This window comes from Colwellia chukchiensis (assembly GCF_002104455.1).
Lineage (GTDB): Bacteria > Pseudomonadota > Gammaproteobacteria > Enterobacterales > Alteromonadaceae > Cognaticolwellia > Cognaticolwellia chukchiensis.
The window spans coordinates 1-22,584 of record NZ_NBOC01000005.1 but is presented as its reverse complement, the minus strand read 5'-3'; the positions used below and the strand labels follow the sequence as shown (position 1 = coordinate 22,584).

Here is a 22,584-nt window from a genome sequence, read left to right as displayed (position 1 = left end):
TTACAGACCCATGCGAGCGCAAGCTATTCGCAACAAATTTAATAGGAACATATGTCATGAAAGCAGGTATTATCGGCGCTATGGAGCCAGAAGTGGCTATTTTAAAAGCAAAGTTAGTTAATTGCCAAACTAGCACTCACGCGGGTTTTACCTTTTACCAAGGGCTGCTCAACGACACTGAGGTAGTAATTGTTCAATCAGGCATAGGTAAGGTAGCCGCCGCATTAGCTACCGCCTTGTTAATAGACAAATTTCAGCCTGACTATGTTGTAAATACGGGCTCTGCAGGCGGCTTTGAGCAAACTTTAAAAGTAGGCGATATTGTCATTAGTTCGGAAGTGCGTTATCACGATGTTGACGTCACAGCTTTTGGTTATGAAATTGGCCAGCTGCCTGCCAACCCGCCTGCCTATATACCGCATCCAGAGTTAGTCGCGGCGGCCAAAGTGGGTATCAGCGCATTAGATAATATTCAAACCTTAGTCGGCTTAATCACCACAGGTGATACCTTTATGACCAAAGATGATGATATTACAAAAGCCAGAGCTAACTTTCCTGCCATGGCAGCAGTAGAAATGGAAGGCGCTGCAATTGCACAAACTTGCCACCAGTTTCAAGTGCCTTTTGTAGTGATTCGTTCTATGTCTGACATTGCTGGTAAAGAGTCTCCAACATCATTTGAGGCCTACTTAGAAACTGCATCCGTTAACTCATCGCAATTAGTTGTCAGCATGTTAACGGCGCTAAAAGGAAAAACCTTAAACTAATGAACAGTTTGAGTGACATACTGACCAGTCCACATTTATATTCTGCTGCTGTCACTTTGCTGTTGCTGATAGCATTAAAAGCCGTTTTGGCGCAGTTTGTTACTCAACAACCACTCGCTTATTTTAGCTTTTACTGCCAGCGCTTGGCAGAAAAAGTTAATAAAGCCAGCAATAGCCCACGTCAACAGCATATTTCGGGCTTCATCGCTATCGTTGTCACTTTAATCCCCTTGCTGCTTATTTTAGGCTTGTTTGAAGCCTTTATAGCCATACCTTGGCTTTGGCATTGCGTATTGCTTTATCTTGCGTTGGGCAGTTTTGGTTTAAGTAAAAGCTGCCAAGCTATAGCCCGCGATTTAGTTGCTAACCAAACTTACCTTGCAAAATCAAAGCTCGCCCCTTTAGTATTGCGCGATACCGAGCAACTGTCAGTGCTCGGCATCAGTAAAGCCTGTATCGAAATGCAACTGCTGCGCAGTACACAATTACTGGTTGGCGTTGGTTTTTATTATCTGCTTTTGGGACCATTAGCGGCGCTTGCCTTTCGATTATTAGTCGAAATGCATTACGCTTGGAACATTAAGCTGCCACGCTTTGCCTACTTTGGTGTCTGTGTGAATCAAACCGTTAAGTTATTACAATGGATACCCGCACGTTTATTTGCCTTAGTATTGTGGTTAGGCACAATTAGCCAAAATCCAATCTTGTATTGGCGTTTAGTACGCAGCAAATTTTTTAGTAATAACAACGATCTATTACTACACATATTGGCGTTAGGCTTGTCAATACGCCTCAGTGGCGTTGCCAGTTATCATGGCCAAAAAGTACGCAAACCTAGCTTTAATGATCAAGCTCGTCAACCACAAAGTACCGATATTATTCACGCCAGTAAACGTATTAATTACGCGCTTTACTTATTGCTATTAGGGCTTATGTTACTCGCGATAATCTCTTACAGTATTTCTGGGATCAGCCCCTAATACTGACATGAAAACACTAGGCTAATAGCAAAATTCAAGTACACTAACAGGTATCCCCTTTTTACCCGTATAGGACGCAAAATCATGAAACTGATAAAGTCACACTTAATTATTTTATTGAGCCTATTTTCCTTGCTTGCTTTTGCCGAGCAAACGGCGACCATTTCACAACAACAACTTTTGGCATTAATGGCACAAGCAGAGAATAAAACTCTGGTGCTCGATGTGCGCACGCCAGCCGAATTTGCTGAAGGCCATATTGCCGGCGCCATTAATATCAGCCATGACACCATCAAAGAAAATCTAGCTAAAATTATCCAATTTAAAGATCAAACTGTGGTGGTGCATTGTCGCTCTGGCCGTCGGGCCATTAGCGCCGAAAACGACTTAAGAGCGGCGGGTTTTAGTGATCTGCGCCATCTCGAAGGCGATATGAATGCATGGCAAGCCGCCGACTTGCCTTTAGTGAAGTAACGTCTTTAGCCGATGTCAGAGTTACTATACTGGCTTGATATGTTTGGCATTATTGTCTTTGCCTTATCAGGCGCATTAATGGCAGGTCGCTATCAGCTAGACCCTTTTGGCGTGGTGGTGCTTTCCGCCGTGACAGCTATCGGTGGCGGCACTATGCGTGATGTTATTTTACAAACGCCGGTATTTTGGCTAGCTAACCCGGTTTATCTTTATTTAATTTTAGCCACCGCGGCATTAACCATTATTTTTATTCGCTCTCCTAGGCGTATACCAAAGCGTTTTCTGTTAGTCTCAGACGCTTTCGGTTTAGCATTATTTGCGGTAATCGGCACTGAAAAAGCGCTGAGTTTAGGAGCGGCGGTGCCGGTTGCCGTGGTGATGGGCATGATGACGGGTGTTGCCGGTGGTATGCTGCGCGATGTGCTATGTAATGTTATTCCGATGATATTACGGCAAGAAATTTATGCTACGGCAGCCATTCTAGGTGGCGCTTTATATGCCTTGTTAAACTACCTTGAAGTGCCGCAGCATATTGCCATCATCCTCGCTATACTGAGCGCTTTAGTGTTACGCTTGGCAGCGATTTATTGGCGGGTTAGCTTGCCAGCATTTGCCATCATTGACGTCGAAAGCAAGGAAAAAGATTTAAAATAAACCAGTATATTTAATATGGCTTTTGCTTTGTTCAGCAATTCAACAGACCCTAATTAAGCGCAGCTTTTTCCTTAACTCGACAACAAACTTTAATAGGGGCTAGCTTAAGCCTCAATTCCCCAACCATCGTTATAGCCTTTAAACTTGGCCGCTAGTTGCTCAAACTCTGCTTCTTGGGCCACTATAGCATCATAACTTGGTTGCATAACTAGAGTGCAATTAACATCCCAAACATTGGGTAACTCGTCCGGCACTAATGCAACTTGCATGTTTGGTGCATGCTCAGCTAAATGGTTAACCATAGCTTGTGCTTGGCTTTTCTCTTCAAATAATTGAAAAAAAACTACTGAGTGTGGTTTATCTAAATCAATACCTGCCGCCTGCATTTCTGCTAGTACTTGGCCTGTTTCATCATCGGGGTAGGTCATATCGCTTACAAATTAATAAAAACAATGCCTTATTATATACTCAAACGAAGACAAGATGCTCGTTTCTCAGCTAATTAACGCTGAGCTTACCACGCGTTAAATGCAAAACGTGTGATCAACACCGCTAGCTAGTGGCTATTAGGTACTAACTGACAAAGATTTTGCTGACAAACCAATTGACTGCTGCTTTGCATGGTACAGTTGGCCATCTCTATAGTATCAGTAGCAAGCTTTTTCAGTTTTGCCGCGCCTATGCTATTGCTAGCAAACTGACACGTTGTATTTTTGAATGCTACGCGCAGTAGCTGACATTGCTCGACACTGACACAGGTTAAATTACTGACCAGCGTTTCATTAAAGGTTTGTAATAATGTATCTGTACTTTGCGCTAGTACAACACTTACCTTGCCGTTATCTGTGGTGATTTGCGTTTGCCCCTTGAGCGCTTTGCTTTGCTGAGGTTGCGCTTGCTGCATAAGTTGTTGTTGCAATAAACGGGTCGCTTGCTCATTTTCTTTCAGCAAATACCCTAGGCTTAACAATATGATCATAAAGCCGACTAAAGTCACTACGGTTATCACTAGCCACTTGATCATGACAGAACATCGCTCGCAAAATAACTAACCCTGGCGCTTTTTTTCGAGGCATTTAGCGGAAAATCTTTCAACATAGTATCCACAGCGTGGCGTATTTTGCTTTGTCTTTCGCGACTATTGTCTTTATCACTTGGTTTGAGCGGATAAACACTGCGCCAAATACTGCGCTGACTACGCACGTCAACAATATCGATTAGCAAACTGCCGGCACGTAAGTTTTTCTGCAACTGCGTATAGGCGCTAGTACCAGCATTTAAACAAAAACCGCAGTACTTAACTTGTTGATTATATCTCGCTAATTCACCCGAGTTGGGGTTCAGTATAAGGTAGGCAATGACCACATCGGCCTTGTCTGCGCTTTGATAGGTTAAGCCGATACTGGCAAAGTTCTGCTCGATAGCGAGCTCAATATGGTTACGCGTACTATCTGCGATACTTTGCATTTCACCAAACGCCGAATGGCGACTATAAATGCTATAGCTGTGCAATGCGGTGAAATCATAGCCGCCACGAAACACTGTGTTGGTACTGTTACTAACCGCACACGAAGCGAGTGCGAAAATGCATACAAAACAGCTAAGTAAGCGCATGGTTATTGGCTTGCCATCAAAGAAACTATGCCTTTAGGTTACCTAGCTGAATTTAAATTACAACATTAGTGGCCTAACTTTGCCGTTAGCGCTAAACAAGGCACTATTGTAGCGCCTGATAATCAACACCATCAAAGTCGATAACATGGCCACCAAACTCGCTGGCAAAAGCTTCTGCATCAGCCTTGGTTGAAAAACTGGCTAAGGTTTTGCCCATCGCACCGGTTTTTTCTGAGCCAACCACATACCAGGCTTGACGGGCATCGATAAAGTAGCCGTCGTTAGGCGCATCCCAAGGTGCTTTGCTCATATCATGCACTAATATTGTGCTGACATTGCGTTTATTTTCCGGATCTAAATAAAAGCTGAACATATCGCGTGTCGAGCAGAATTTTTTCACTTGCTCACCGTCAGCTTCAGTGATCCCCCGACGAAATAACTGCCCTTTGGGCCCCGAAAAGTTACTAATCAACATGCCGCATAAATGGCATTCATCGCGGCTTTCAATGGCAACGGCTTGATGCAGCATCTGTTGTTGCTTGCTTTGCTCAATGCAGCCGGCCAACAAAAGAAAGAGTGAAGAAAACAAAAGAGCACGAAACATGGCTATTACCTTTAAAGTTTTTTACGTTTGAAAATGATTGATGCGATCACTAGCGGTGCAAGCACCCAACTGAGCAAAATAGCAATTAATTGTGCTTGTGATAATTTAGCATTAATGGCCACTGCAAGCGCACCATTAACATCTGAGCTATCTAAGCCAGCCAAGTTAACCAAACGAAAAATATCGGCTGGATTTAGCATCATCAGTTGCGTCAATGTATTTTGATTTAAGCTAGACTCTGTTCCTACCAATAGCGCGAGTAAGGCTAAATCAAAAACTAAAGCAAAGAAAAACCAAGTGATTAATGCCGCGCCGGCAGCTTTTGACTTTTCATTGGCGGATAAACTAATAATATAAGCTATGGCGGTAAAGCTAAGCCCAAGCAGGGTAGCGCTCACAATAAAGTAAGCAAAAGTTTGTAATATGCTAATTTGATAATGCTGCACAAATAACAACAAAGCTGAAGCGCCAAAGCCTAAAAAGGTCGCTAAGGCAATAATGCCTCCTTGCCCAAAAAACTTCCCTAGTAAAAGTTGGTTTTTACTTAGCGGGTAAGTTAATAACAACAATAAGGTTCCCCCTTCTTGCTCGCCAACAAAACTATCATAACTTAGCAATAGTGCGATTAACGGGATCAAAAAAACCGCTAAACTCGCTAAGCTTGCAATGGTGGTGGAAAGCGAAGTAATTCCTACTGAGCCTGACGCGGCAGCACCGAAATAGGTCAACCCCACTGACAATACCGCAAATATTAGCGTAATAGAAAGCAACCAACGATTACGCAAACCATCATGAAACTCTTTGTTTGCCACGGTTAAAATTTCCCGCATTATACACCTGCCTTATGATTGTTATCTTGCACCGCGGCTTGGCTCAAGTAATATTGATAAACTTGTTCTAAATTTGCTGATTCTAGATGAATATCACTTAAACTTTGTGCAGCAAGTAAATGGCGTAACACACTAAGCTTTTCTTGGGCTGGTACGTGCAACGCGCCATGCTCATCTAAGTAATTTTTTAGCGCTAGGTCATTAACAACTGCGCCATTTAACCCTTGCGGCCTGATTTTTATCGGCAAATTAGCTTGTGCCCTAAGCTCAGCAATGGTGCCCAAAGCCAAGGTTTTACCACCCGATATGATCATAGCGCGGTCTATGTGTTGCTCAACACCGGGCAAGACATGTGAGCATAACACCACACTTGTACCTTGGGTTTTCAATTGGTCAACCGTTTGATAAAACTCAGCTGTTGCGCTGGGATCAAGCCCAACCGTGGGTTCATCAAGTAGTAAAAGCTTAGGCTGACCAATAAAAGCTTGCGCTAAGCCCAAGCGTTGGCGCATGCCTTTGGAGTAGGTCTTTACAGGCCGCGCCATTGCATGCGCAATACCGACTTGCTCTAATAGTGCTTGTGCATGCTTTTTACTTTGGCCTTTGAGGCGCGCAAAATAAGTCAGCACTTCCAAGCCACTCAGTTGCTCATAAAACATGACGTTTTCTGGCAAGTAGCCCATTTTGGCGCGCATATGCCACGCCGACTTGTCTTTAGGCTTAACCCCCATCACGGTTACATCGCCTACATTGGGGGCAATTACCCCTAAAATAAGCTTCATCATGGTGGTTTTACCGGCACCATTGTGACCAAACAAGCCAAGCACTTCACCTTGCGCTAGTGTTAGATTAATAGCCGATAAGGCATTCAGTTCGTTATAATGCTTACTGACATTTTCAAGGACAACTACAGGTTCATTCATTAGAGTTCATTTGCCTTATTCATGCTCGAGGTTAATTTTTCTGTGGCAAGCTCGATATCGTCATGCATCGCTTGCACAATTGGCCGCATCAGAGGAAAGCTGTCTTTTACACCAGGCGGTTTTAATACTGGAAATTCTTTTTGTATCCAGCGCAAAATTAAAATCACAGGGCTATCCATGATCATTTTCATTTCTGGGTATTGCCAAATCAATTGATCAATACCGTCGTTAGGCTCAAAAATAACGTCGCCAATATCGTCGCCATCCATATCCCAACCTAAATAATTACTCCAGTAATTGCCTTGCCCTTGAAAGCTCCACTCTTGCTTTTTATTCGAGACATATTTCACTTGCACTGGGTTATTAATAAAATTATTGCCGTATACCTTAGTATTTTCTGAGCCTGCGGTTAAGTGAATACCAATTTCCGCAGTGTCTATACGGTTGTTTTTAATAGTGTTATAGGCTGAGTTATAAACGAATAGCCCCTTACCATCACGACCTAACACCTTGTTCTCTACTTTGGTCCACACATCTTTAATGTAATTATTGCTGATGGTTGATGAGGTTATAAAATTCATCAAAAAACCATAATCTTCACTGTCTAGGCTACGGTTTCCGTCGACGATTAAATCACGCGAGCTCATTAAGGCATAACCGGCGCGAGTTTTAAAAGCCGTGTTATTGAGCACTTTATTGCTATGCGAATACATATAGTGCACGCCATAGCGTAAATGATGAACGGTATTATTGGCGATCACATTATGTTGGCTTGAAATAATATAAATGCCATCACGGGTATGAAATACTTCGTTATTTTTAACCACAACATCTTGTACAATCGACAATTGAATGCCATTACCTCGATCGGCAGAGCGCAACGCGGTATTGCCGACAACTTGGTTTCCTAGCACCTTAATATTTTTGCCTTTTTGCAACCAAATACCAAAGCCGTCGCCCTGCAATTTATTATTTTTAATGGTGATATTACTGGCGTTCTCGGTTGCATAAATTCCGGAGTCTTGTGCCGTTAAATCATCACCCCAGTTAACTATTTGTAAATTTTCTAACACAATGTCACTGGCCAGCAACTCTAAGGCATGACCTTGCCCTTGGGCGTCAATAATGGCGAATGAATCTTGGCTTGCACTGGTTAAGGTGACCTTGCGCTTAATAACAAAATTACCTAGGTATCGCCCTGCAGCAAGCACAATAACATCCCCATCAGCACTAAGGTCGAGCTGTTGTTGTAAGTTATCGTTTGGTGTCACGGCAATTGTTGCCGCAAACGCGTTGCTGTTGTGCGTACTCATGCATAACAATACAACCGAAACTATCTGTAAGAAAAAGTATCGCAAAAACTTAACCTTTTAAAATTAAAATGCGGCAATAACTTAAGTCGCTATTGCCGCTATTTATTACCCTTTAGTTTTTAACTAACGGCAACGCTAAATTTCACTTCAATGTTTATGCAACTACATACACTGCAGTTGCCATAATTTAAGTAGAATATGGCGTTAAAATGCCGCCGTCAATGTGCCAGCGGCTGAGCGCATAACCTAAGCTTCTACCAGCATACGACCACGCATTTCCATGTGTAGCGCATGGCAGAACCAGTTACAGTAGTACCACTGCACGCCTGGTTTATCGGCAGTAAAGGTAATTGATGCCGTCGCTTGTGGTGCCACTTCCATTTGTACACCGTGGTTGGTCATACAGAAACCGTGCGTAACATCTTCCACTTGGTCTAAGTTAGTGACAATCACAGTGACTTCATCACCTAATTTAACTTTGAACTCGCTCATGCCAAAGTTAGGGGCGATCGATGTCATGTAAACTCGTACTTTCTTACCATCGCGGATCACTTTGTTGTCCATGTAGACATCAACCCCATCACGTTTTGCCTGTGCTTTGGTTTCAGCAAAGAATGGGTCGTCTCGTGGCCATAATTTTAACGGCTTCACTTTACTGCGGTGCACTATCATACAATCATGCGGTTCAGCAAAGGTTGGGCCATCATGCACAAGCTTCATTTCATCACCCGAAATATCAATCAATTGGTCATTTTCAGGGCGTAATGGACCCACAGGTAAGAAACGGTCTTTTGAAAACTTACATAGCGATATTAACCACTTACCATCGGTGTCACGCGTTTCACCTTGTGATGTATGGTTGTGACCAGGTTGGTAATGCACATCAAGTTTTTGGCGAATATAGTTCACTTTTTTACCATTGTGGGCATCAATGGCATCTTGAATGTTCCACTTAGCAATTTGACTATCTAAGAATAACGTCGTAAAGGCGTTACCGCGATTATCAAAAGCTGTATGTAGAGGCCCTAAGCCTAACTCTGGCTCAGCAACAATAGCTTCACGAGGCTTAATTTTATTGGCAAATAAGGCATCAAGCTTGTCGATAGCAATAACTGATACCGTGGGCGATAGCTTACCGTTAGCAACAAAGTATTTACCATCAGGTGAGGTATTTAAACCATGTGGCGACTTAGGAACAGGAATATAACGCGTTAAGTCAGAGCCTTTGCGACCATCTAAGACTGGCACATTATTGCCGTTGTAGGTTTTAAACTTACCCGCTTTTAATGCAGCTTCACACGCGGCTAAGCTGAAAATAACTACATGGTCACGCTCTGCCGTGATCATTTCACCTAAATTCATACCCATTTCAGAGTTGTAACAAGTTGAGGCAAAATATTTACCGTCGTAGTCAGCATCTGTGTTATCTAAGTTACCATCCACCATAACTTGAAAAGCTACTTCCATGGTTTCGGCATTAATCACGTTGTACAAAGAGCGGTAGCTACTTACATCTTCCATACCGGCTTTACCGTCGTTATTCATCGGTATTTCAAATTCACCATTACACACCACATACTTAGTGTAAGGTACTTTTTGTACGCGTAAACCATGAATAGCTTGCACGTTAGGTACGGTCAACATTTTATCGGTTTTCATGATGTCACAACGAATACGAGCAACGCGTGAGTTAGCTTTATCGTTGATAAAAACATATTTACCGTCATAACGGCCGTCATCCATACTCATGTGTGGATGATGCGAGTCACCTGCTAAAACATGAGCACTTTCGCCTTTTATGCGCTTACTTTCGTTGGTTAAGCCCCAGCCTGTGGCCGAACAAACATTAAATACCGGAATACGCATTAACTCACGCATTGACGGAATACCGAGAATACGCACTTCGCCTGAATGCCCACCACTCCAAAAGCCGTAGTATTCATCTAAGTCACCCGGGTGAATAAAAGGGCTATTCGCCGCTTCTGCTGCATTGGCTTTCGCCATTGATGCAAACATAGCCGCAGACATAGGAGCAGCAACTGCGCCAGCGCCTAATAACGCGGTTTTACCAAAAAACTTACGTCTACCTTCGTTCTCTAACTCTACGTTATTAGAGCTTTTTTCGTCGTTACTCATCACTCTTCTCCATAATGGTTCATTATTTTCATTGTTATCGTTGAGCTTGCGAGCTGCTTGTTAACAGTCGTTAAGCCACATTTACTGCTGCAATTTCGGTTTCTTTATATTTTGCTTTTTTACGCGCTAGTTTTTTTAATGGTGGACATTTTTCTTCATTGAAATATGTCACTTGGCAATCTAAACAATAATGACATTCACGCATGTTGATTTCGCCATCGGGGTTAATCGCTTGAATTTCGCATTCTTTGGCACAGGTTTTACATGGCTGACCACACTCAGGACGACGTCTTAACCAACTGAATAAGCGCACACTATTGCTAGTCGACAAGGCAGCACCTAGTGGACATAAATAGCGACAGAAGAATTTACGATTAAAGATATTAATTGTTAGTAACGCTAAGGCATAAATGATAAATGGCCACTCACGATCAAACTTTAATAAAAACGTAGTTTTAAATGGTTCAACTTCGGCAAACTGCTCTGCCAAGGCTAGCGAGTCCAGCGACAAGGCAAACAGCCCCAATAAAATTAAATATTTAATCGCCCATAAACGCTCATGTACTGCCCAAGGCAATTCAAATTGTGGAATTTTGATGTAGCGCGCAAACACATTGATCAACTCTTGTAAGGCGCCAAACGGGCATAACCAACCGCAATACACGGCGCGACCCCAAAGCAACATAGTGACCGCAGCGGCGCCCCATAACATGAAGATCACAGGGTCAAGTAGGAATAAGTCCCAAGAAAAGTCTGACATAAAGGCCTGTAAGAACGTAAATACGTTAACCACAGACAGTTGTCCGCCCCACATCCAGCCTATAACCACCACAGTGACCACTAAAAAGCCATGGCGAAAGTTGTGCATAAAGGTCGGGTGTCTAACTAAAATATCTTGGAAAAACAAAGTTGCCAGTAACAATGCCATCAATACCGACAACACAATTACTTCAACTTTTTTATCTTGCCATACTTGCTCAGTTAGCGTTAATTCAGGCTCAGGCAACACTATAGGTGGGCGATGCAAGTATTGCTCTAAACCGTGGTAGCTACCTTTAAAACTGGTAAAAACACTATCGACCGCGCCAGTTTGACGACGTACTAACAATTCAAACTGCCAATCAACACCAGGGTTAAATTCATGGTGCTCTCGAATGATAAACAATGACATTTCTTTGAAGCGCGGGGCGCCTTCAATATATAAATCCGTAACTCGGTTATGGTCTAAGTCACGAAAAGCAAATGCACTTTCATTTTGTAATATTTGAATACGGTCAAAAATACCGCCACGCACATAACCAGAGCCTTTAAATGAATAACCATTGCCCAGCACAATAATGGCGTGTTCATTAGGTTTGAGTGTCTTCATTAACCATTGGTACTCACTATCACCCAGTAAGTTTCGACCTATGGTTGGAATATCAACTTGCGCATAATAAATTTCTGCAAACATATCAGACTTTTGCTCTGCTGTTGCTTGCTCTATGGTTTCAGCTTCAGTACCAACAAAGGCGTCGTCTACGGTGCTACGATCTAGGTATAATTTGCGTATGGAGCCATCCCCTAGCAAGGTTTGCCAATCTGATTTTTGATAGACATCTGGCAATACGCTTGCCATCGGCTGCTTTATTTCTTCAGTGGCTTCAATAATGCCTAGCGCGCGTGCCACTTTAGTGGCTGCTTTAGTGATGGCAACATTCATCACCATCACAGTAACGGTTGCCCCAGATAAGCCATCTAAATGAATGACATTACCCTGAGCATTTCCGCCTACTTTTAAGCGGTCGCTAACCTTCAAACCATCATATTGTTCGGTAAAGGTCCAAAGTTTACTTTCCGGAATACCCGCTAAAATGATAGGTTCGTGATGCTCTAAAACCTTAGCGCCCAAATATACCCCTTGTGGGTCTATCGCCACCAACATATTAACGGGCTCGCCTGAGTAGGCGGGAATTTTAGCGATATCATTGGTTTCAAAAGCATAGCCAATCACCTTATCTTGCTGATATATGGTCCATACTAATGGCTCGCCTGCTTTTTCAGATATTTGACTGGCTTGCGGAAAAATTTCTTTGATCAGCGGTAGTGGCGCTCTTGGCTCACTGACGAATAAGGCATGCGCGGAAAACTGTCCCAGCAGAAGTAAGAGAACAAAAAACATCCTGAACTGTTTTTTAAAGTTCGATATAAAAGAAAGCATCGGCCGTTATACCTGCACCTTGTTGATGAGTCACCGGTAAAGGCCATTTACGAACTTTTACGGGGACAACTGCGACAATATGTCGCATATTACGCGCCTTGAAATTAACGGTACTGACATAGATCAATAAAGCGTTTTTCTTCCCTCCTTAAACAGAAAATTTGTGATCTTTATAACAAGCATTAAAAGTGCAATGTTAAAAATTTGCCGCAAAAAAAAGCCAGCATAGCAAGCTGGCTTTTTAAATACCTATATTTAACAGTTAATTAGCTAACATCAACTTTGGCAAACTTACGCTTACCCACTTGATAAATGGCAGACGAGCCGGCTTTTATTACCAACTTATTATCGGTAATTTTTTCGCCATCAATTTTAGCCGCGCCTTGCTTTATCATACGCAAAGCATCCGAAGTACTGGCCACTAAGCCGGCGGATTTTAATAAGTTAGCAATCGCTATTTCACCGTTTTCAGCTACCAAAGTCACTTCTGGTATTTCATCTGGCAATGCGCCTTTTTGAAAGCGATTAATAAATTCTTGATGTGCTGCTTCAGCCGCTGCTTGATCATGAAAACGTGCGATCAGCTCTTTCGCTAACTCAATTTTAATATCGCGTGGGTTTGCCCCTTGCGCAATCTTGTCTTTATAATCGTTAATCACAGCAATTGACTTAAAGCTTAGCAACTCGTAGTAACGCCACATTAGGTCATCAGAAATTGACATAACCTTACCGAACATCTCGTTTGGCGCATCCGTAATGCCAATATAGTTATTCAATGATTTCGACATTTTTTGAACACCATCGAGGCCTTCAAGCAATGGTGTCATGATCACGGTTTGCGGGCGCATGCCTTCTGACTTTTGTAATTCGCGGCCCATCAATAAGTTAAACTTTTGATCTGTGCCGCCTAATTCCACATCAGCCTCTAAGGCAACTGAATCCCAACCTTGCACTAACGGGTACATAAATTCATGAATTGCTATCGCTTGACCGTTCGCATAACGTTTTTTAAAGTCATCACGCTCCATCATGCGTGCCACGGTTTGACGAGACGCTAGCTTTAACATGCCAGCTGCACCTAATTCGTCCATCCAGGTCGAGTTAAACGCGACCCGCGTTTTGTTCGGATCTAATATTTTAAATACTTGCTCTTTATAAGTTTCGGCATTCGCTAACACTTCAGCTTTACTGAGCGGCTTACGCGTGACATTTTTGCCACTGGGATCGCCAATCATGCCAGTAAAATCGCCAATTAGAAAAATAACTTCATGACCTAATTGCTGAAACTGGCGCAGTTTATTGATCAATACCGTATGACCAAAGTGCAAGTCTGGCGCAGTGGGATCAAAACCTGCCTTAATTTTTAGCGTTTTTCCTTGCTTTAATTTCTCTAGCAATTCATCTTCAAGCAGAATTTCTTCTACCCCACGTTTTAACTCTGCAAACGCTTGGTTTACATCTGACATTTACTCGACTCCAATAAAGGTGCATAGCAGGCGAACCTTAGTATTGTGCGCCTGTAAAAGATAACTCATGGACGAATTCTACTGCAATTTTCACTACGGTGAAAACCCTATCATTGTTTAGCAAGAGATTAATTTGCTATAGTAAGCGACAATTGTTGTATTTAATATTCCCTTATGAACACTAGCCTTCTGAAAAACATACAAAATATATATTTTAACTTGCCCAAACAGCACCAAATAATTATCGCATTATGTGCAATAAGTGCGGTGGTTTTACTGTTATTACCGGCATCGCAACCCGACCAAGATGCGTTAGCGACAAACGGTTCACTACAAGTAGGACATAGATATCAAGTTGCCTTACCTGAACAAGCGGATAACACTGCGCAATCAAACCCTATTCAATTGCCAGCGCAAACTGTTGACAATTTGAGACTAAATCAAGAACCCTCAATAACACCAAGCCCAACACAGGAAGATAAAGCCGACAAATTAGCTTGGGTAACAGTGACGGTAAAACGTGGTGACTCACTAGCAAAAATATTTCAACGCCATGGTCTCAACGCCACCACCACCCATAAAGTGATCACAGCACAAGGTGACGACAGCGGCTTACTGAAAAAATTAAACGTTGGCGACATGATGCGCTTAGGTAAAAATGACGCTGGTCAACTGGTGTCACTTGAATACCCACTGTCAAAAAACGAAACTTTATTCGTTAACTTGCAAAAGCAGCAATACATAGCCCACAAAGAAAGTAAAGCTGTTGAGGTGCGTGAAGCCTTCGCCCAAGGAGAAATTCGCTCTAACTTCTGGCAGGCGGCCAGCGCAGCCGGCTTAAATGACGGTCAAATTATTAACCTTGCCAATGTCTTTGGCTGGGATATTGACTTTGCCATGGATATTCGCGCCGGTGACAGTTTTAATGTTATTTACGAAAATCAATATGTCGATGGTGAGTTTATTGGCACAGGCAAAATACTTGCCGCGGAATTTATTAACCAAGGCGAGTCTTTTCAAGCCATTCGCTTTACCGACGGTGAATATTACTCGGCCGATGGTCGAAGTATGCGCAAAGCGTTTTTGCGTGCGCCGGTAAGTTTTCGTTATATCAGCTCCGACTTTAAGCCTAAGCGTTTTCATCCAATTCAAAAGCGTTGGAAAGCACACAATGGCACTGACTATAGCGCCAAAAAAGGCACGCCAGTTGTAGCCGCGGGTAATGGTAGAGTCACCCACTCTACCTATAATAAATACAATGGCAACTATGTTTTTATTCAACATGGCAATGGCATTGTGACTAAGTATCTACATTTTTCTAAACGGGCAGTAAAAAAAGGCCAACGGGTTAAGCAAGGTCAAGTTATTGGTTATGTCGGCTCAACTGGCATGTCACAAGCGCCACACCTGCATTATGAGTTTTTGCTTAATGGTGTACACCGCAACCCAAGAACGGTAAAGCTGCCTGATGCTAAGCCGATCAGCAGCAAGTATCGAGCTGAGTTTGATGCCATCGCCAAGCAACGTCTAGCTGAGCTTTCCGGTTCTCGCCGCGCTATGCTTGCGATGCAAGACACTGAAAAAAATGAATAAGATGGTCGATAAAGTACGCTACATAGGTCTGATGTCAGGCACCAGTGCCGATGGCATAGATCTAGCGTTAGTTGAGTTTGACCCAACTGAGCAACAACACGCCAATGCTGCCAATCTCAAAGCAAGTTACTATCAAGCTTACGACGATGACACACAAGCGCAAATTATGAGCTTATATGATGCTAGTCCGCATGAACTTGACCGCGCCAATAGCCTGCATATTGAATTGGCCGAGCAATTTGCTCAAGCCATTACTGCGTTTTTACAACAAGAAAATTTAACAGCGGCAGACATTACCGCCATTGGTTGTCACGGCCAAACCATCAGACACCGGCCAGCCAGCGGCCAATACAATCGCCGCCCTTTTACCTTACAAATTGGTTGTTTACAAACTTTGGCGCTATTAACGGGTGTGCGTGTTGTCGGCGACTTTAGAGCCAAAGATATCGCCTTGGGTGGCCAAGGTGCTCCCTTAGTACCTGCATTTCACCAAGCCATTTTTGGCTGTGCTGAAAAAGATGTTTTTGTTGTCAATATTGGCGGCATTGCCAATATTAGCTTTTTACCTCACAAAGCAGACGCCAGCACCCTAGGTTTTGATACTGGTCCTGGTAACGCATTGCTGGATTATTGGTACAGCCAACACCAAACTGGCCGCTTTGATCCGCAAGGTCAATGGGCTAGTACCGGCACTGTTTGCCCAGCTTTACTCAAGCAAATGCTCAGCGACGATTACTTTCTACAAGCTGCCCCTAAAAGCACAGGGCGTGAATATTTTAATAGCCAATGGTTAGCCAAATATTGCGCAAACTCGTCACTGCCTGCTGCTGATATTCAAGCAACACTAACCACATTAACAGCCGACACTATAGCACAGGCGATTAAGCAGCTCAGCCGCCAAGCTAAAGTGTATATTTGTGGTGGTGGCATGAACAACAATCACCTAATTTCATTATTAAATCAAAAACTTGAAAACCATCAACTGATAAAAACAGAACAAAAAAACATTAGTAGTGATGCGTTAGAGGCGATGGCATTTGCATGGCTCGCTTTTGCCTTTGATGAAAATATTTTTGGTAACATCCCCGCCGTAACAGGGGCTAGCAGGCCTGCTGTCTTGGGTGTCAGTGTCAATCCTTAAAAAGCACTAGCTTTAAAAACCTTTCCCTATATAATGATCCTTTCCTGTTGAAAAAAAGCACAATGTTTGCAGTATATTTGAACTATTAGCAACCAATAGTTTCTAAGTAAAGAACAGCGTTTGCTTGATCGAATACAGTTTCGATGTTTGACATTAAACGAGGAGGAAACGATGGAATTTAACGACATTCATATTGGTATGAAATGCGGTAGTAAAAAAGGTAGCGGCACAGTGACATGGATCGATGGCTCTACCCGTACAATTTACCTAGCAAATTCAGATAACAACAATAGCTTTGAGGTAAATTTTGAAGACATTATAGAAGACCCTCAAGCGCATAATATAGAAGATACCTACTACTAAGTTGGCACCGTGCCTTAGCTAGTGATAAACAAGCTCCTTCGGGAGCTTTTTTATTGGCTAGCACAATATTGACCTTAAACTCGCAACCTATACTGGCGCTGACTATGATATAACAAAGCGGTAATTAACCTCGCTTGGTTATACGATAAGTTATGCGATTGATACACAGCTAAGGAGTCAAAATGAATATTTTAATCACCGGCGGTAGCGGCTTGCTCGGACAAGCGCTAGTGCAACAACTCAATGTTGATCGCATTATAATATTAACCCGCGACCGTCAAAAAGCAGCTCGTCGTTTACCAAGCCAATGCGAGTTAGTTGACACGCTTGATCACATTGACTTTAACGACATTGATGTGGTGATTAACTTAGCCGGCGAAGCCATTGTTGATAAACGCTGGACCAGCAAACAAAAACAAATTATTTGTCAAAGCCGGTGGCAAATAACTCAAGCGTTAGTTGATAAGATACAAGCAGCCGACACACCACCAAAGTGCTTAATTTCAGGCAGTGCGATTGGTTATTATGGGCGTCAAGATGCGAGCGCAATTGATGAAGAGCATCAAGCTGTTTTTGATGAGTTTTCTCATCAGCTTTGTCAAATTTGGGAGTCAATTGCACTACAAGCCGCATCGCCACGCACCCGTGTTTGCTTATTAAGAACGGGGATTGTTTTAGCTCAACATGGCGGTGCGCTAGCGAAAATGCTACCCGCTTTCAAACTGGGTTTAGGTGGTCCTATAAGCACAGGTGAACAGTTTATGTCGTGGATTCATATTGACGATATGGTGGCGGTTATTTTGGCCGCCATTTATCAAGACTCACTCTCTGGTGCCATTAACGCCACCGCACCTATGCCAGTCACTAACCAAGTGTTTTCTCAAACTTTAAGTCGAGTACTTGCTCGGCCATGTTGGTTTAGAGTGCCTCGCCTAGTATTGCGGCTATTAATGGGCGAATCTGCCGACTTGGTAATTTATGGCCAGCAGGTGATACCAAATAAGTTACTTAACAATGGTTTTACTTTTCAATATCCCGAACTAGAGGGCGCTTTAAAACAATTACTAAGCCAGTAAGTTTGTTACGGCAGCGGCTTTATTACGCAGGCACTTTTATCGCCCTATGCTGAACCATTAGCGCAATAATAAGTGGTAATGATAGGTGTTTATAGCGTTAACTTATTTACTTAAAACCGTGTTACCAGCCCACGCACGGATCAATGCCCACACCGCGATAACAATAAAAACGGTATGCACTAACACGAAGTACGTTATTACAAATACCCAAGTCCAGCCGGAGTTAAAGCCGCCCAGCATTATCATCAAAATACTGACAAAAATTAAGGCCGCCGCCGCTGCCAAATTTAACTTGATAGCAAAACCCAGGTGGCGCGCGGATAAGCTTTCCGGCTGCACTTTACTTCGCTGTAATAGCAACATAATAAAAGACAAGCCAGGTAAAAAGGTTAAATTTAAAATTGACCATAAAGCAATGCCAGAGGCTTTTTTGACCTGCTCCTTACTTTGTATTCTTGCCTGCATATTCATAACTCACTCCTTTTTTACTTACCAACTATTTGTTGAGCGTTTGCTGCACTTGAAGCTGTTCAATATCTAAAAGAAAATTGTCGCAATCACCAAGGATGGAAAAATAATAAAATACCAGCGCATTAACCATCGCAAATGTTTATTGGCATATTTTAATTCCATAAAGTGATCAATTACGATAATACCTTTATACATGACGCTGATAGCCACCAAAACACTGACTAATGCAGTCGATGAGAACTGCTCGCCTAAAAAGGTATTAAATAGAGTAATGGCAATTAATAGTACCCATAACCACTCTAATTGAAATCGTTTTTTCATCATTACCTCTAGCGCAACACATACAGCAATGGAAAAATTAATATCCACATTAAATCTATCATATGCCAATACACGGCCAATGCTTCAAGACCGCTGTGCTCTTGTGCGCTATAACGCCCAGCTCGTAGTCGAAAAATCACCCATAACACCGCACATGACGCCCAACCAACATGCAAAAAATGGTTAAAGGTCATATAGTAATAAACAGTATAAAACTCATTTGTTACCGTGCTTAGCCCTTGTTGGTGATTCCAATAAAACTCCCAGGTTTTAATGGCTAAATAACCAAGCCCACAGCTAAACACTAACCATAAGTAGCCTTGACACCTGCCATAGTTATCTAAACGAATATACATCATCGCTTTGGCCATAAAATAACTGCTGGTCAGTAAAATTATGGTATTGGCCACCCCTAAACTTGTCTTAAGCCCTTGTGGGCCTTGCGCAAAAATTTCTGGGTAATGGTATTTGGCGACAAAGTAGGCAATGAAAAAAAGGCTGAACTCGGTTAACTCAGACAAAATTCCCACCCAAATAGGAATGTGCCCAGGGATCCTACCGGCACGCGCTTCGCTCCACGAAGATGGAAAAATTCCTAAAACTTGGCTTGGTTGCTGCTCACTCATTGCATACTTGCAGTAAATTACAATTGTAGTATTAAGCACAGCATAACGAGTTGAGAAAAAAAATTGCCTGACATGAATCAAGTTAACCGCTGATACCGCAATTAACCGGCGACATCAATACGTTTGTCATTGAGCTTGACGAGTGTGCCATTATTTAATAAATAAACTTGCTCAGCCATGCTAATGGTTTCCTGTCGATGAGCGATCATAATACGCGTCATAGGTAGGTGCTGAATTTGTTCACTAATTTTAGCTTCATTGTCTTTATCTAAATGGCTAGTTGCTTCATCCATAAAGAGCACACAGGGTGATTGGTAAAGCGCACGGGCAAGCAATAATCGCTGCATTTGACCACCAGATAGATTTGACCCCATATCACCCACTAACGAGTTATAGCCCATGATCATGTTGTTAATATCATCATGCATTGCTGCTAGGTGAGCACATTGCTCTACCTTTAAATAATTAGGCTGAGGATCAAAGAAACTAATATTGTCAGCAATAGAGCCTGCAAGTAAGGTATCATCTTGCATGACTGCGGCAATATGTTTGCGATAATTTTTAAGACCTATTTGGGTAATATCCTTACCGTCAAGTAATATTTTCCCTGAGCTGGGCTGTAATAACCCCAACATAATTTTCATTAAAGTGGTTTTACCTGCCCCAGATGGGCCAGTAATCGCAATAGACTCTCCCGCTTCAAGTGTTAAATTAACATTATGTAAAATTGGCGCTTGCTCATCGCTGTAACTAAAGCAGATATTTTCTAGCGTTAATTGACCTTTTGGCTGCTGACCTTCATTATTTGAAAAAGAGGCTTCACCTTCTCTATTCGCCTCTTGCTCAGTTAAAGCAATATCAGCAATACGATCAAGATGTAAACGCATCATTTTAAATTGAATAATTTGCTCGATAAGGTTAGCAAACCTCTCGGTTAATTGCCCTTTATAAGCAATAAATGCTAGTACCATACCTACAGATAAAGTGTTTGCCATTACCATTATCGCAGCAAAATAAATAACCAAGACATTTTCCAAACCAAATAACAGTTTATTAAACGAGTCAAAACTGATATTTAAACGCCCTAAACGGATTTCACTATTAATGACTTCTGCATAACGATTTTGCCAGATGCCTTGACGTTGTGACTCATTACCAAACAGCTTAATGGTTTGCATACCGCGTATATTTTCTAAAAAGTTAGATTGCTCTTTCGCTGAGTTTTGAATCATTTCCTCAGTCGCTTGATGCAATGGTCGATATAACGCTAAACGCACTAGGGTATATAAGGTTATTGCACCAAGTACCACAGCGGTAAGTTTGACAGAATAGATCAACATCATAATGAGCACAGTAATCGCCATCAAACCATCAACCAGGGTTTCAACAAAACCTGTGGTAATACGCTCACGTATTTGGGCTAACGAGCCAAAACGAGACACTATGTCGCCAATATGACGTGACTCAAAGTAGTTCATGGGTAATCGTAGCAAATGTCTGAGAAGATTGACGCCCATTTGCATATTAAGCAGACTAGAAAGCCTTAATATTAACCAACTTCGTACCGCATTAGTCACCACAGAAATTATTGCAATTAAAGCAAAACCAATCGCTAAAACCATGAGTAATGGTTTATCAAAGCTAATTAACACCTCATCAACTACCCACTGCATATAATAAGGAGTCATTAAAGCAAATAGCTGCAAGACAAGAGACAAAGCAATTAATTTGAAAAGCCCTGCTTTTAAACCTGACATTGAACTCCACAATTGGGTGAACTTCATTTGAGCCCTTTCTTCTTTTACTTCGAATTTACTGGTGGGGGTGAGTTCTAAGCAAATACCGGTAAAGTGTTGGCTAAATTCTTCCAGACTTAACGTGCGCTTGCCTATTGCAGGATCGTTTATTGAATACTTCGATGCTTTTCCTTTTCCTGAGACTTTAGTGAGCACGACAAAGTGATTTAAGTCCCAGTGCAAAATACACGGCGTTGCCAGTTTATGTACTTCATCTATCGGGCATTGTAAGGCACGACTAGCCAAGCCTAAGTTATCACCTAACTCGATAAGCTGTTGAAGATTCATGCCCTTTAAGTTAGCAGAAAAACGCTTTCGCATAGCTGGCATATCAAGTTGATGTCCATGAAAACTCGCAACCATAGCCATAGACGCAAGGCCACATTCTGCGATTTCGGACTGTAAAACTAAAGGGATAGATTTAGTAGGTTTGTAACTCAATAGTTTTTGAGATGAAGACTTTGTGTTAGTTTGCACACTTATCCTTACCTTTAAACTTTAATACAAATATGGGCATAAAAATCATAGCTAAAAGGAGTAAAGAAAATTCGATTTTCCACGTATTGAAAATGTGCAATTTAAGCGAATCCTTATTAGCAAAGAAAAGTAATCCGTTATGACCTTCCAATAACCACATTAATAGGTTATATGTTGCATGAACCACATAGGAATAAAAAACCGTCCCTGTTTGCAATACTATCCAACTTAACAAAATGCTCAAAATAAAATTATCTAAATAAAAACGGGTTGAGTGCAATAATGTGAACAATAGTGACGTTAAAAGAATAGCTTTTAAATACCCATATTTATCACTCCATAATTTAAGTAAGACTCCTCTAAACATTAATTCTTCTACAAATGGAGCGATAAACGTATGTACGACAAGGAAAGTAACAAAGGTATAAGCACTTAAACCTAACTTTGAATTACGTGAAAATTCAATTTCCCTCAATTCAAACGTCCATAAGGAATTGGCCATTTCTTCAGAGAAGGTAGTGTTTAGAAATCTGTGTCATTTCAGTATTATTAATAAAATAGGAGTGACACATGACTCAATCTTTCGACTTCAACAAGGCATTAGCTGAACTTCAATCTGGTAAAGGTTTAATAGGTGAAGATGGTGTTTTAACACCGCTTATCAAGCAATTAACCGAAGCCGCTTTAAAAGCGGAGCTAGAACAACACTTAGGAGCAGATCCCGAGCCTAATCGTAAGAACGGTACAAGTAAGAAAACC

The 22,584-nt window shown here is 42.0% G+C and carries 23 protein-coding genes and 1 pseudogene; 9 read left to right on the top strand and 15 right to left on the bottom strand.

Going from position 1 to position 22,584, the window contains the following annotated elements; genetic code table 11:
• The first annotated feature begins 56 nt into the window (after nt 1-56).
• The 4 genes from mtnN to B6K83_RS07710 all read left to right on the top strand — a co-directional run bounded on the left by mtnN (nt 57) and on the right by B6K83_RS07710 (nt 2,875).
• Nucleotides 57-767 (top strand): 5'-methylthioadenosine/S-adenosylhomocysteine nucleosidase, encoded by a 711-nt coding sequence (gene mtnN / locus B6K83_RS07725; protein ID WP_085284355.1) that lies wholly within the window; start codon nt 57-59, stop codon nt 765-767.
• Nucleotides 767-1,747, top strand: coding sequence for a cobalamin biosynthesis protein CobD/CbiB (locus B6K83_RS07720; protein WP_085284354.1), 981 nt, complete (start codon nt 767-769; stop codon nt 1,745-1,747). The genes mtnN and B6K83_RS07720 overlap by 1 nt, the downstream gene beginning before the upstream one ends.
• Nucleotides 1,748-1,831: 84 nt before the next feature.
• The gene (locus B6K83_RS07715; protein ID WP_085284353.1) at nt 1,832-2,221 is read left to right on the top strand and encodes a rhodanese-like domain-containing protein; all 390 of its coding nucleotides are present in this window, start codon (nt 1,832-1,834) and stop codon (nt 2,219-2,221) included.
• A 12-nt stretch (nt 2,222-2,233) separates the two neighbouring features.
• Nucleotides 2,234-2,875, top strand: coding sequence for a trimeric intracellular cation channel family protein (locus B6K83_RS07710; RefSeq protein ID WP_085284352.1), 642 nt, complete (start codon nt 2,234-2,236; stop codon nt 2,873-2,875).
• Between the two features lie 104 nt (nt 2,876-2,979).
• On the opposite strand, the gene B6K83_RS07705 is transcribed toward B6K83_RS07710, so the two are convergent.
• The 10 genes from B6K83_RS07705 to tyrS all read right to left on the bottom strand — a co-directional run bounded on the left by B6K83_RS07705 (nt 2,980) and on the right by tyrS (nt 13,961).
• Nucleotides 2,980-3,303, bottom strand: a complete 324-nt coding sequence (locus B6K83_RS07705; RefSeq protein ID WP_085284351.1) for a ribonuclease E inhibitor RraB — start codon at nt 3,301-3,303, stop codon at nt 2,980-2,982.
• A gap of 128 nt (nt 3,304-3,431) precedes the next feature.
• Nucleotides 3,432-3,899 (bottom strand): hypothetical protein, encoded by a 468-nt coding sequence (locus B6K83_RS07700; RefSeq protein ID WP_085284350.1) that lies wholly within the window; start codon nt 3,897-3,899, stop codon nt 3,432-3,434.
• Nucleotides 3,896-4,489: a DUF4136 domain-containing protein gene (locus tag B6K83_RS07695; RefSeq protein WP_085284349.1), complete on the bottom strand. Its 594-nt coding sequence runs from the start codon at nt 4,487-4,489 to the stop codon at nt 3,896-3,898. Before B6K83_RS07695 ends, B6K83_RS07700 begins: the two co-directional genes overlap by 4 nt.
• 103 nt (nt 4,490-4,592) lie before the next feature.
• On the bottom strand, nt 4,593-5,093 hold the full coding sequence (locus tag B6K83_RS07690) for a nitrous oxide reductase accessory protein NosL (RefSeq protein WP_085284348.1): 501 nt from the start codon (nt 5,091-5,093) through the stop codon (nt 4,593-4,595).
• 11 nt (nt 5,094-5,104) lie between these two features.
• Nucleotides 5,105-5,923 carry an ABC transporter permease gene (locus B6K83_RS07685; RefSeq protein ID WP_085284347.1) on the bottom strand — a complete coding sequence of 273 codons (819 nt, stop codon included), beginning with the start codon at nt 5,921-5,923 and terminating at the stop codon, nt 5,105-5,107.
• Nucleotides 5,923-6,846, bottom strand: a complete 924-nt coding sequence (locus tag B6K83_RS07680; protein ID WP_085284346.1) for an ABC transporter ATP-binding protein — start codon at nt 6,844-6,846, stop codon at nt 5,923-5,925. Before B6K83_RS07680 ends, B6K83_RS07685 begins: the two co-directional genes overlap by 1 nt.
• The gene (locus B6K83_RS07675) at nt 6,846-8,159 is read right to left on the bottom strand and encodes a nitrous oxide reductase family maturation protein NosD (RefSeq protein ID WP_085284345.1); all 1,314 of its coding nucleotides are present in this window, start codon (nt 8,157-8,159) and stop codon (nt 6,846-6,848) included. The genes B6K83_RS07680 and B6K83_RS07675 overlap by 1 nt, the downstream gene beginning before the upstream one ends.
• Before the next feature lie 246 nt (nt 8,160-8,405).
• Entirely contained in the window at nt 8,406-10,295 is a 1,890-nt protein-coding gene (gene nosZ / locus B6K83_RS07670) for a TAT-dependent nitrous-oxide reductase (RefSeq protein ID WP_085284344.1), read from the bottom strand.
• Between the two features lie 70 nt (nt 10,296-10,365).
• On the bottom strand, nt 10,366-12,456 hold the full coding sequence (gene nosR, locus B6K83_RS07665) for a transcriptional regulator NosR (protein ID WP_233143851.1): 2,091 nt from the start codon (nt 12,454-12,456) through the stop codon (nt 10,366-10,368).
• Between the two features lie 305 nt (nt 12,457-12,761).
• A complete protein-coding gene (tyrS, locus tag B6K83_RS07660; protein ID WP_085284342.1) occupies nt 12,762-13,961 on the bottom strand; it encodes a tyrosine--tRNA ligase in 1,200 nt (399 codons plus the stop codon).
• A 174-nt stretch (nt 13,962-14,135) separates the two neighbouring features.
• On the opposite strand from tyrS, the gene B6K83_RS07655 reads away from it, so the two are divergent.
• The 4 genes from B6K83_RS07655 to B6K83_RS07640 all read left to right on the top strand — a co-directional run bounded on the left by B6K83_RS07655 (nt 14,136) and on the right by B6K83_RS07640 (nt 18,134).
• Nucleotides 14,136-15,554, top strand: a complete 1,419-nt coding sequence (locus B6K83_RS07655; protein WP_085284341.1) for a peptidoglycan DD-metalloendopeptidase family protein — start codon at nt 14,136-14,138, stop codon at nt 15,552-15,554.
• On the top strand, nt 15,547-16,695 hold the full coding sequence (locus B6K83_RS07650) for an anhydro-N-acetylmuramic acid kinase (protein WP_085284340.1): 1,149 nt from the start codon (nt 15,547-15,549) through the stop codon (nt 16,693-16,695). Before B6K83_RS07655 ends, B6K83_RS07650 begins: the two co-directional genes overlap by 8 nt.
• Before the next feature lie 171 nt (nt 16,696-16,866).
• Complete coding sequence (locus tag B6K83_RS07645; RefSeq protein WP_085284339.1) at nt 16,867-17,058, top strand: hypothetical protein; 192 nt, start codon at nt 16,867-16,869, stop codon at nt 17,056-17,058.
• Between the two features lie 182 nt (nt 17,059-17,240).
• Nucleotides 17,241-18,134 (top strand): TIGR01777 family oxidoreductase, encoded by an 894-nt coding sequence (locus B6K83_RS07640; RefSeq protein ID WP_085284338.1) that lies wholly within the window; start codon nt 17,241-17,243, stop codon nt 18,132-18,134.
• Nucleotides 18,135-18,236: 102 nt separating this feature from the next.
• On the opposite strand, the gene B6K83_RS07635 is transcribed toward B6K83_RS07640, so the two are convergent.
• From B6K83_RS07635 to B6K83_RS18700, 5 genes are all read right to left on the bottom strand, one after another.
• Entirely contained in the window at nt 18,237-18,605 is a 369-nt protein-coding gene (locus B6K83_RS07635) for a hypothetical protein (RefSeq protein WP_198951670.1), read from the bottom strand.
• Nucleotides 18,606-18,671: 66 nt separating this feature from the next.
• Nucleotides 18,672-18,929 (bottom strand): cytochrome C oxidase subunit IV family protein, encoded by a 258-nt coding sequence (locus B6K83_RS07630; protein ID WP_233143850.1) that lies wholly within the window; start codon nt 18,927-18,929, stop codon nt 18,672-18,674.
• A gap of 5 nt (nt 18,930-18,934) precedes the next feature.
• Nucleotides 18,935-19,552, bottom strand: a complete 618-nt coding sequence (locus B6K83_RS07625) for a cytochrome c oxidase subunit 3 family protein (protein ID WP_085284336.1) — start codon at nt 19,550-19,552, stop codon at nt 18,935-18,937.
• 101 nt (nt 19,553-19,653) lie between these two features.
• Nucleotides 19,654-21,825: a peptidase domain-containing ABC transporter gene (locus B6K83_RS07620; protein ID WP_092251262.1), complete on the bottom strand. Its 2,172-nt coding sequence runs from the start codon at nt 21,823-21,825 to the stop codon at nt 19,654-19,656.
• Nucleotides 21,815-22,327, bottom strand: coding sequence for a CPBP family intramembrane glutamic endopeptidase (locus tag B6K83_RS18700; RefSeq protein WP_085284334.1), 513 nt, complete (start codon nt 22,325-22,327; stop codon nt 21,815-21,817). Before B6K83_RS18700 ends, B6K83_RS07620 begins: the two co-directional genes overlap by 11 nt.
• A 68-nt stretch (nt 22,328-22,395) precedes the next feature.
• Between B6K83_RS18700 and B6K83_RS07610 the strand changes: the two are divergent.
• A pseudogene (locus tag B6K83_RS07610) lies at nt 22,396-22,584 on the top strand (IS256 family transposase); the annotation flags it as partial.

Bases quoted from the DNA above. Each gene is read 5' to 3' on its own strand.
- B6K83_RS07635 (WP_198951670.1), bottom strand. From the start codon at position 18,605: ATGAATATGCAGGCAAGAATACAAAGTAAGGAGCAGGTCAAAAAAGCC.
- B6K83_RS07675 (WP_085284345.1), bottom strand. From the start codon at position 8,159: ATGAGTACGCACAACAGCAACGCGTTTGCGGCAACAATTGCCGTGACA.
- B6K83_RS07720 (WP_085284354.1), top strand. From the start codon at position 767: ATGAACAGTTTGAGTGACATACTGACCAGTCCACATTTATATTCTGCT.
- nosZ (WP_085284344.1), bottom strand. From the start codon at position 10,295: ATGAGTAACGACGAAAAAAGCTCTAATAACGTAGAGTTAGAGAACGAA.
- B6K83_RS07640 (WP_085284338.1), top strand. From the start codon at position 17,241: ATGAATATTTTAATCACCGGCGGTAGCGGCTTGCTCGGACAAGCGCTA.
- B6K83_RS07630 (WP_233143850.1), bottom strand. From the start codon at position 18,929: ATGATGAAAAAACGATTTCAATTAGAGTGGTTATGGGTACTATTAATT.
- B6K83_RS07685 (WP_085284347.1), bottom strand. From the start codon at position 5,923: ATGCGGGAAATTTTAACCGTGGCAAACAAAGAGTTTCATGATGGTTTG.
- B6K83_RS07700 (WP_085284350.1), bottom strand. From the start codon at position 3,899: ATGATCAAGTGGCTAGTGATAACCGTAGTGACTTTAGTCGGCTTTATG.
- B6K83_RS07710 (WP_085284352.1), top strand. From the start codon at position 2,234: ATGTCAGAGTTACTATACTGGCTTGATATGTTTGGCATTATTGTCTTT.
- B6K83_RS07705 (WP_085284351.1), bottom strand. From the start codon at position 3,303: ATGACCTACCCCGATGATGAAACAGGCCAAGTACTAGCAGAAATGCAG.
- B6K83_RS07655 (WP_085284341.1), top strand. From the start codon at position 14,136: ATGAACACTAGCCTTCTGAAAAACATACAAAATATATATTTTAACTTG.
- B6K83_RS07715 (WP_085284353.1), top strand. From the start codon at position 1,832: ATGAAACTGATAAAGTCACACTTAATTATTTTATTGAGCCTATTTTCC.
- tyrS (WP_085284342.1), bottom strand. From the start codon at position 13,961: ATGTCAGATGTAAACCAAGCGTTTGCAGAGTTAAAACGTGGGGTAGAA.
- nosR (WP_233143851.1), bottom strand. From the start codon at position 12,456: ATGTTTTTTGTTCTCTTACTTCTGCTGGGACAGTTTTCCGCGCATGCC.
- B6K83_RS07695 (WP_085284349.1), bottom strand. From the start codon at position 4,489: ATGCGCTTACTTAGCTGTTTTGTATGCATTTTCGCACTCGCTTCGTGT.
- B6K83_RS07690 (WP_085284348.1), bottom strand. From the start codon at position 5,093: ATGTTTCGTGCTCTTTTGTTTTCTTCACTCTTTCTTTTGTTGGCCGGC.
- B6K83_RS07680 (WP_085284346.1), bottom strand. From the start codon at position 6,846: ATGAATGAACCTGTAGTTGTCCTTGAAAATGTCAGTAAGCATTATAAC.
- mtnN (WP_085284355.1), top strand. From the start codon at position 57: ATGAAAGCAGGTATTATCGGCGCTATGGAGCCAGAAGTGGCTATTTTA.
- B6K83_RS18700 (WP_085284334.1), bottom strand. From the start codon at position 22,327: ATGGCCAATTCCTTATGGACGTTTGAATTGAGGGAAATTGAATTTTCA.
- B6K83_RS07645 (WP_085284339.1), top strand. From the start codon at position 16,867: ATGGAATTTAACGACATTCATATTGGTATGAAATGCGGTAGTAAAAAA.
- B6K83_RS07625 (WP_085284336.1), bottom strand. From the start codon at position 19,552: ATGAGTGAGCAGCAACCAAGCCAAGTTTTAGGAATTTTTCCATCTTCG.
- B6K83_RS07650 (WP_085284340.1), top strand. From the start codon at position 15,547: ATGAATAAGATGGTCGATAAAGTACGCTACATAGGTCTGATGTCAGGC.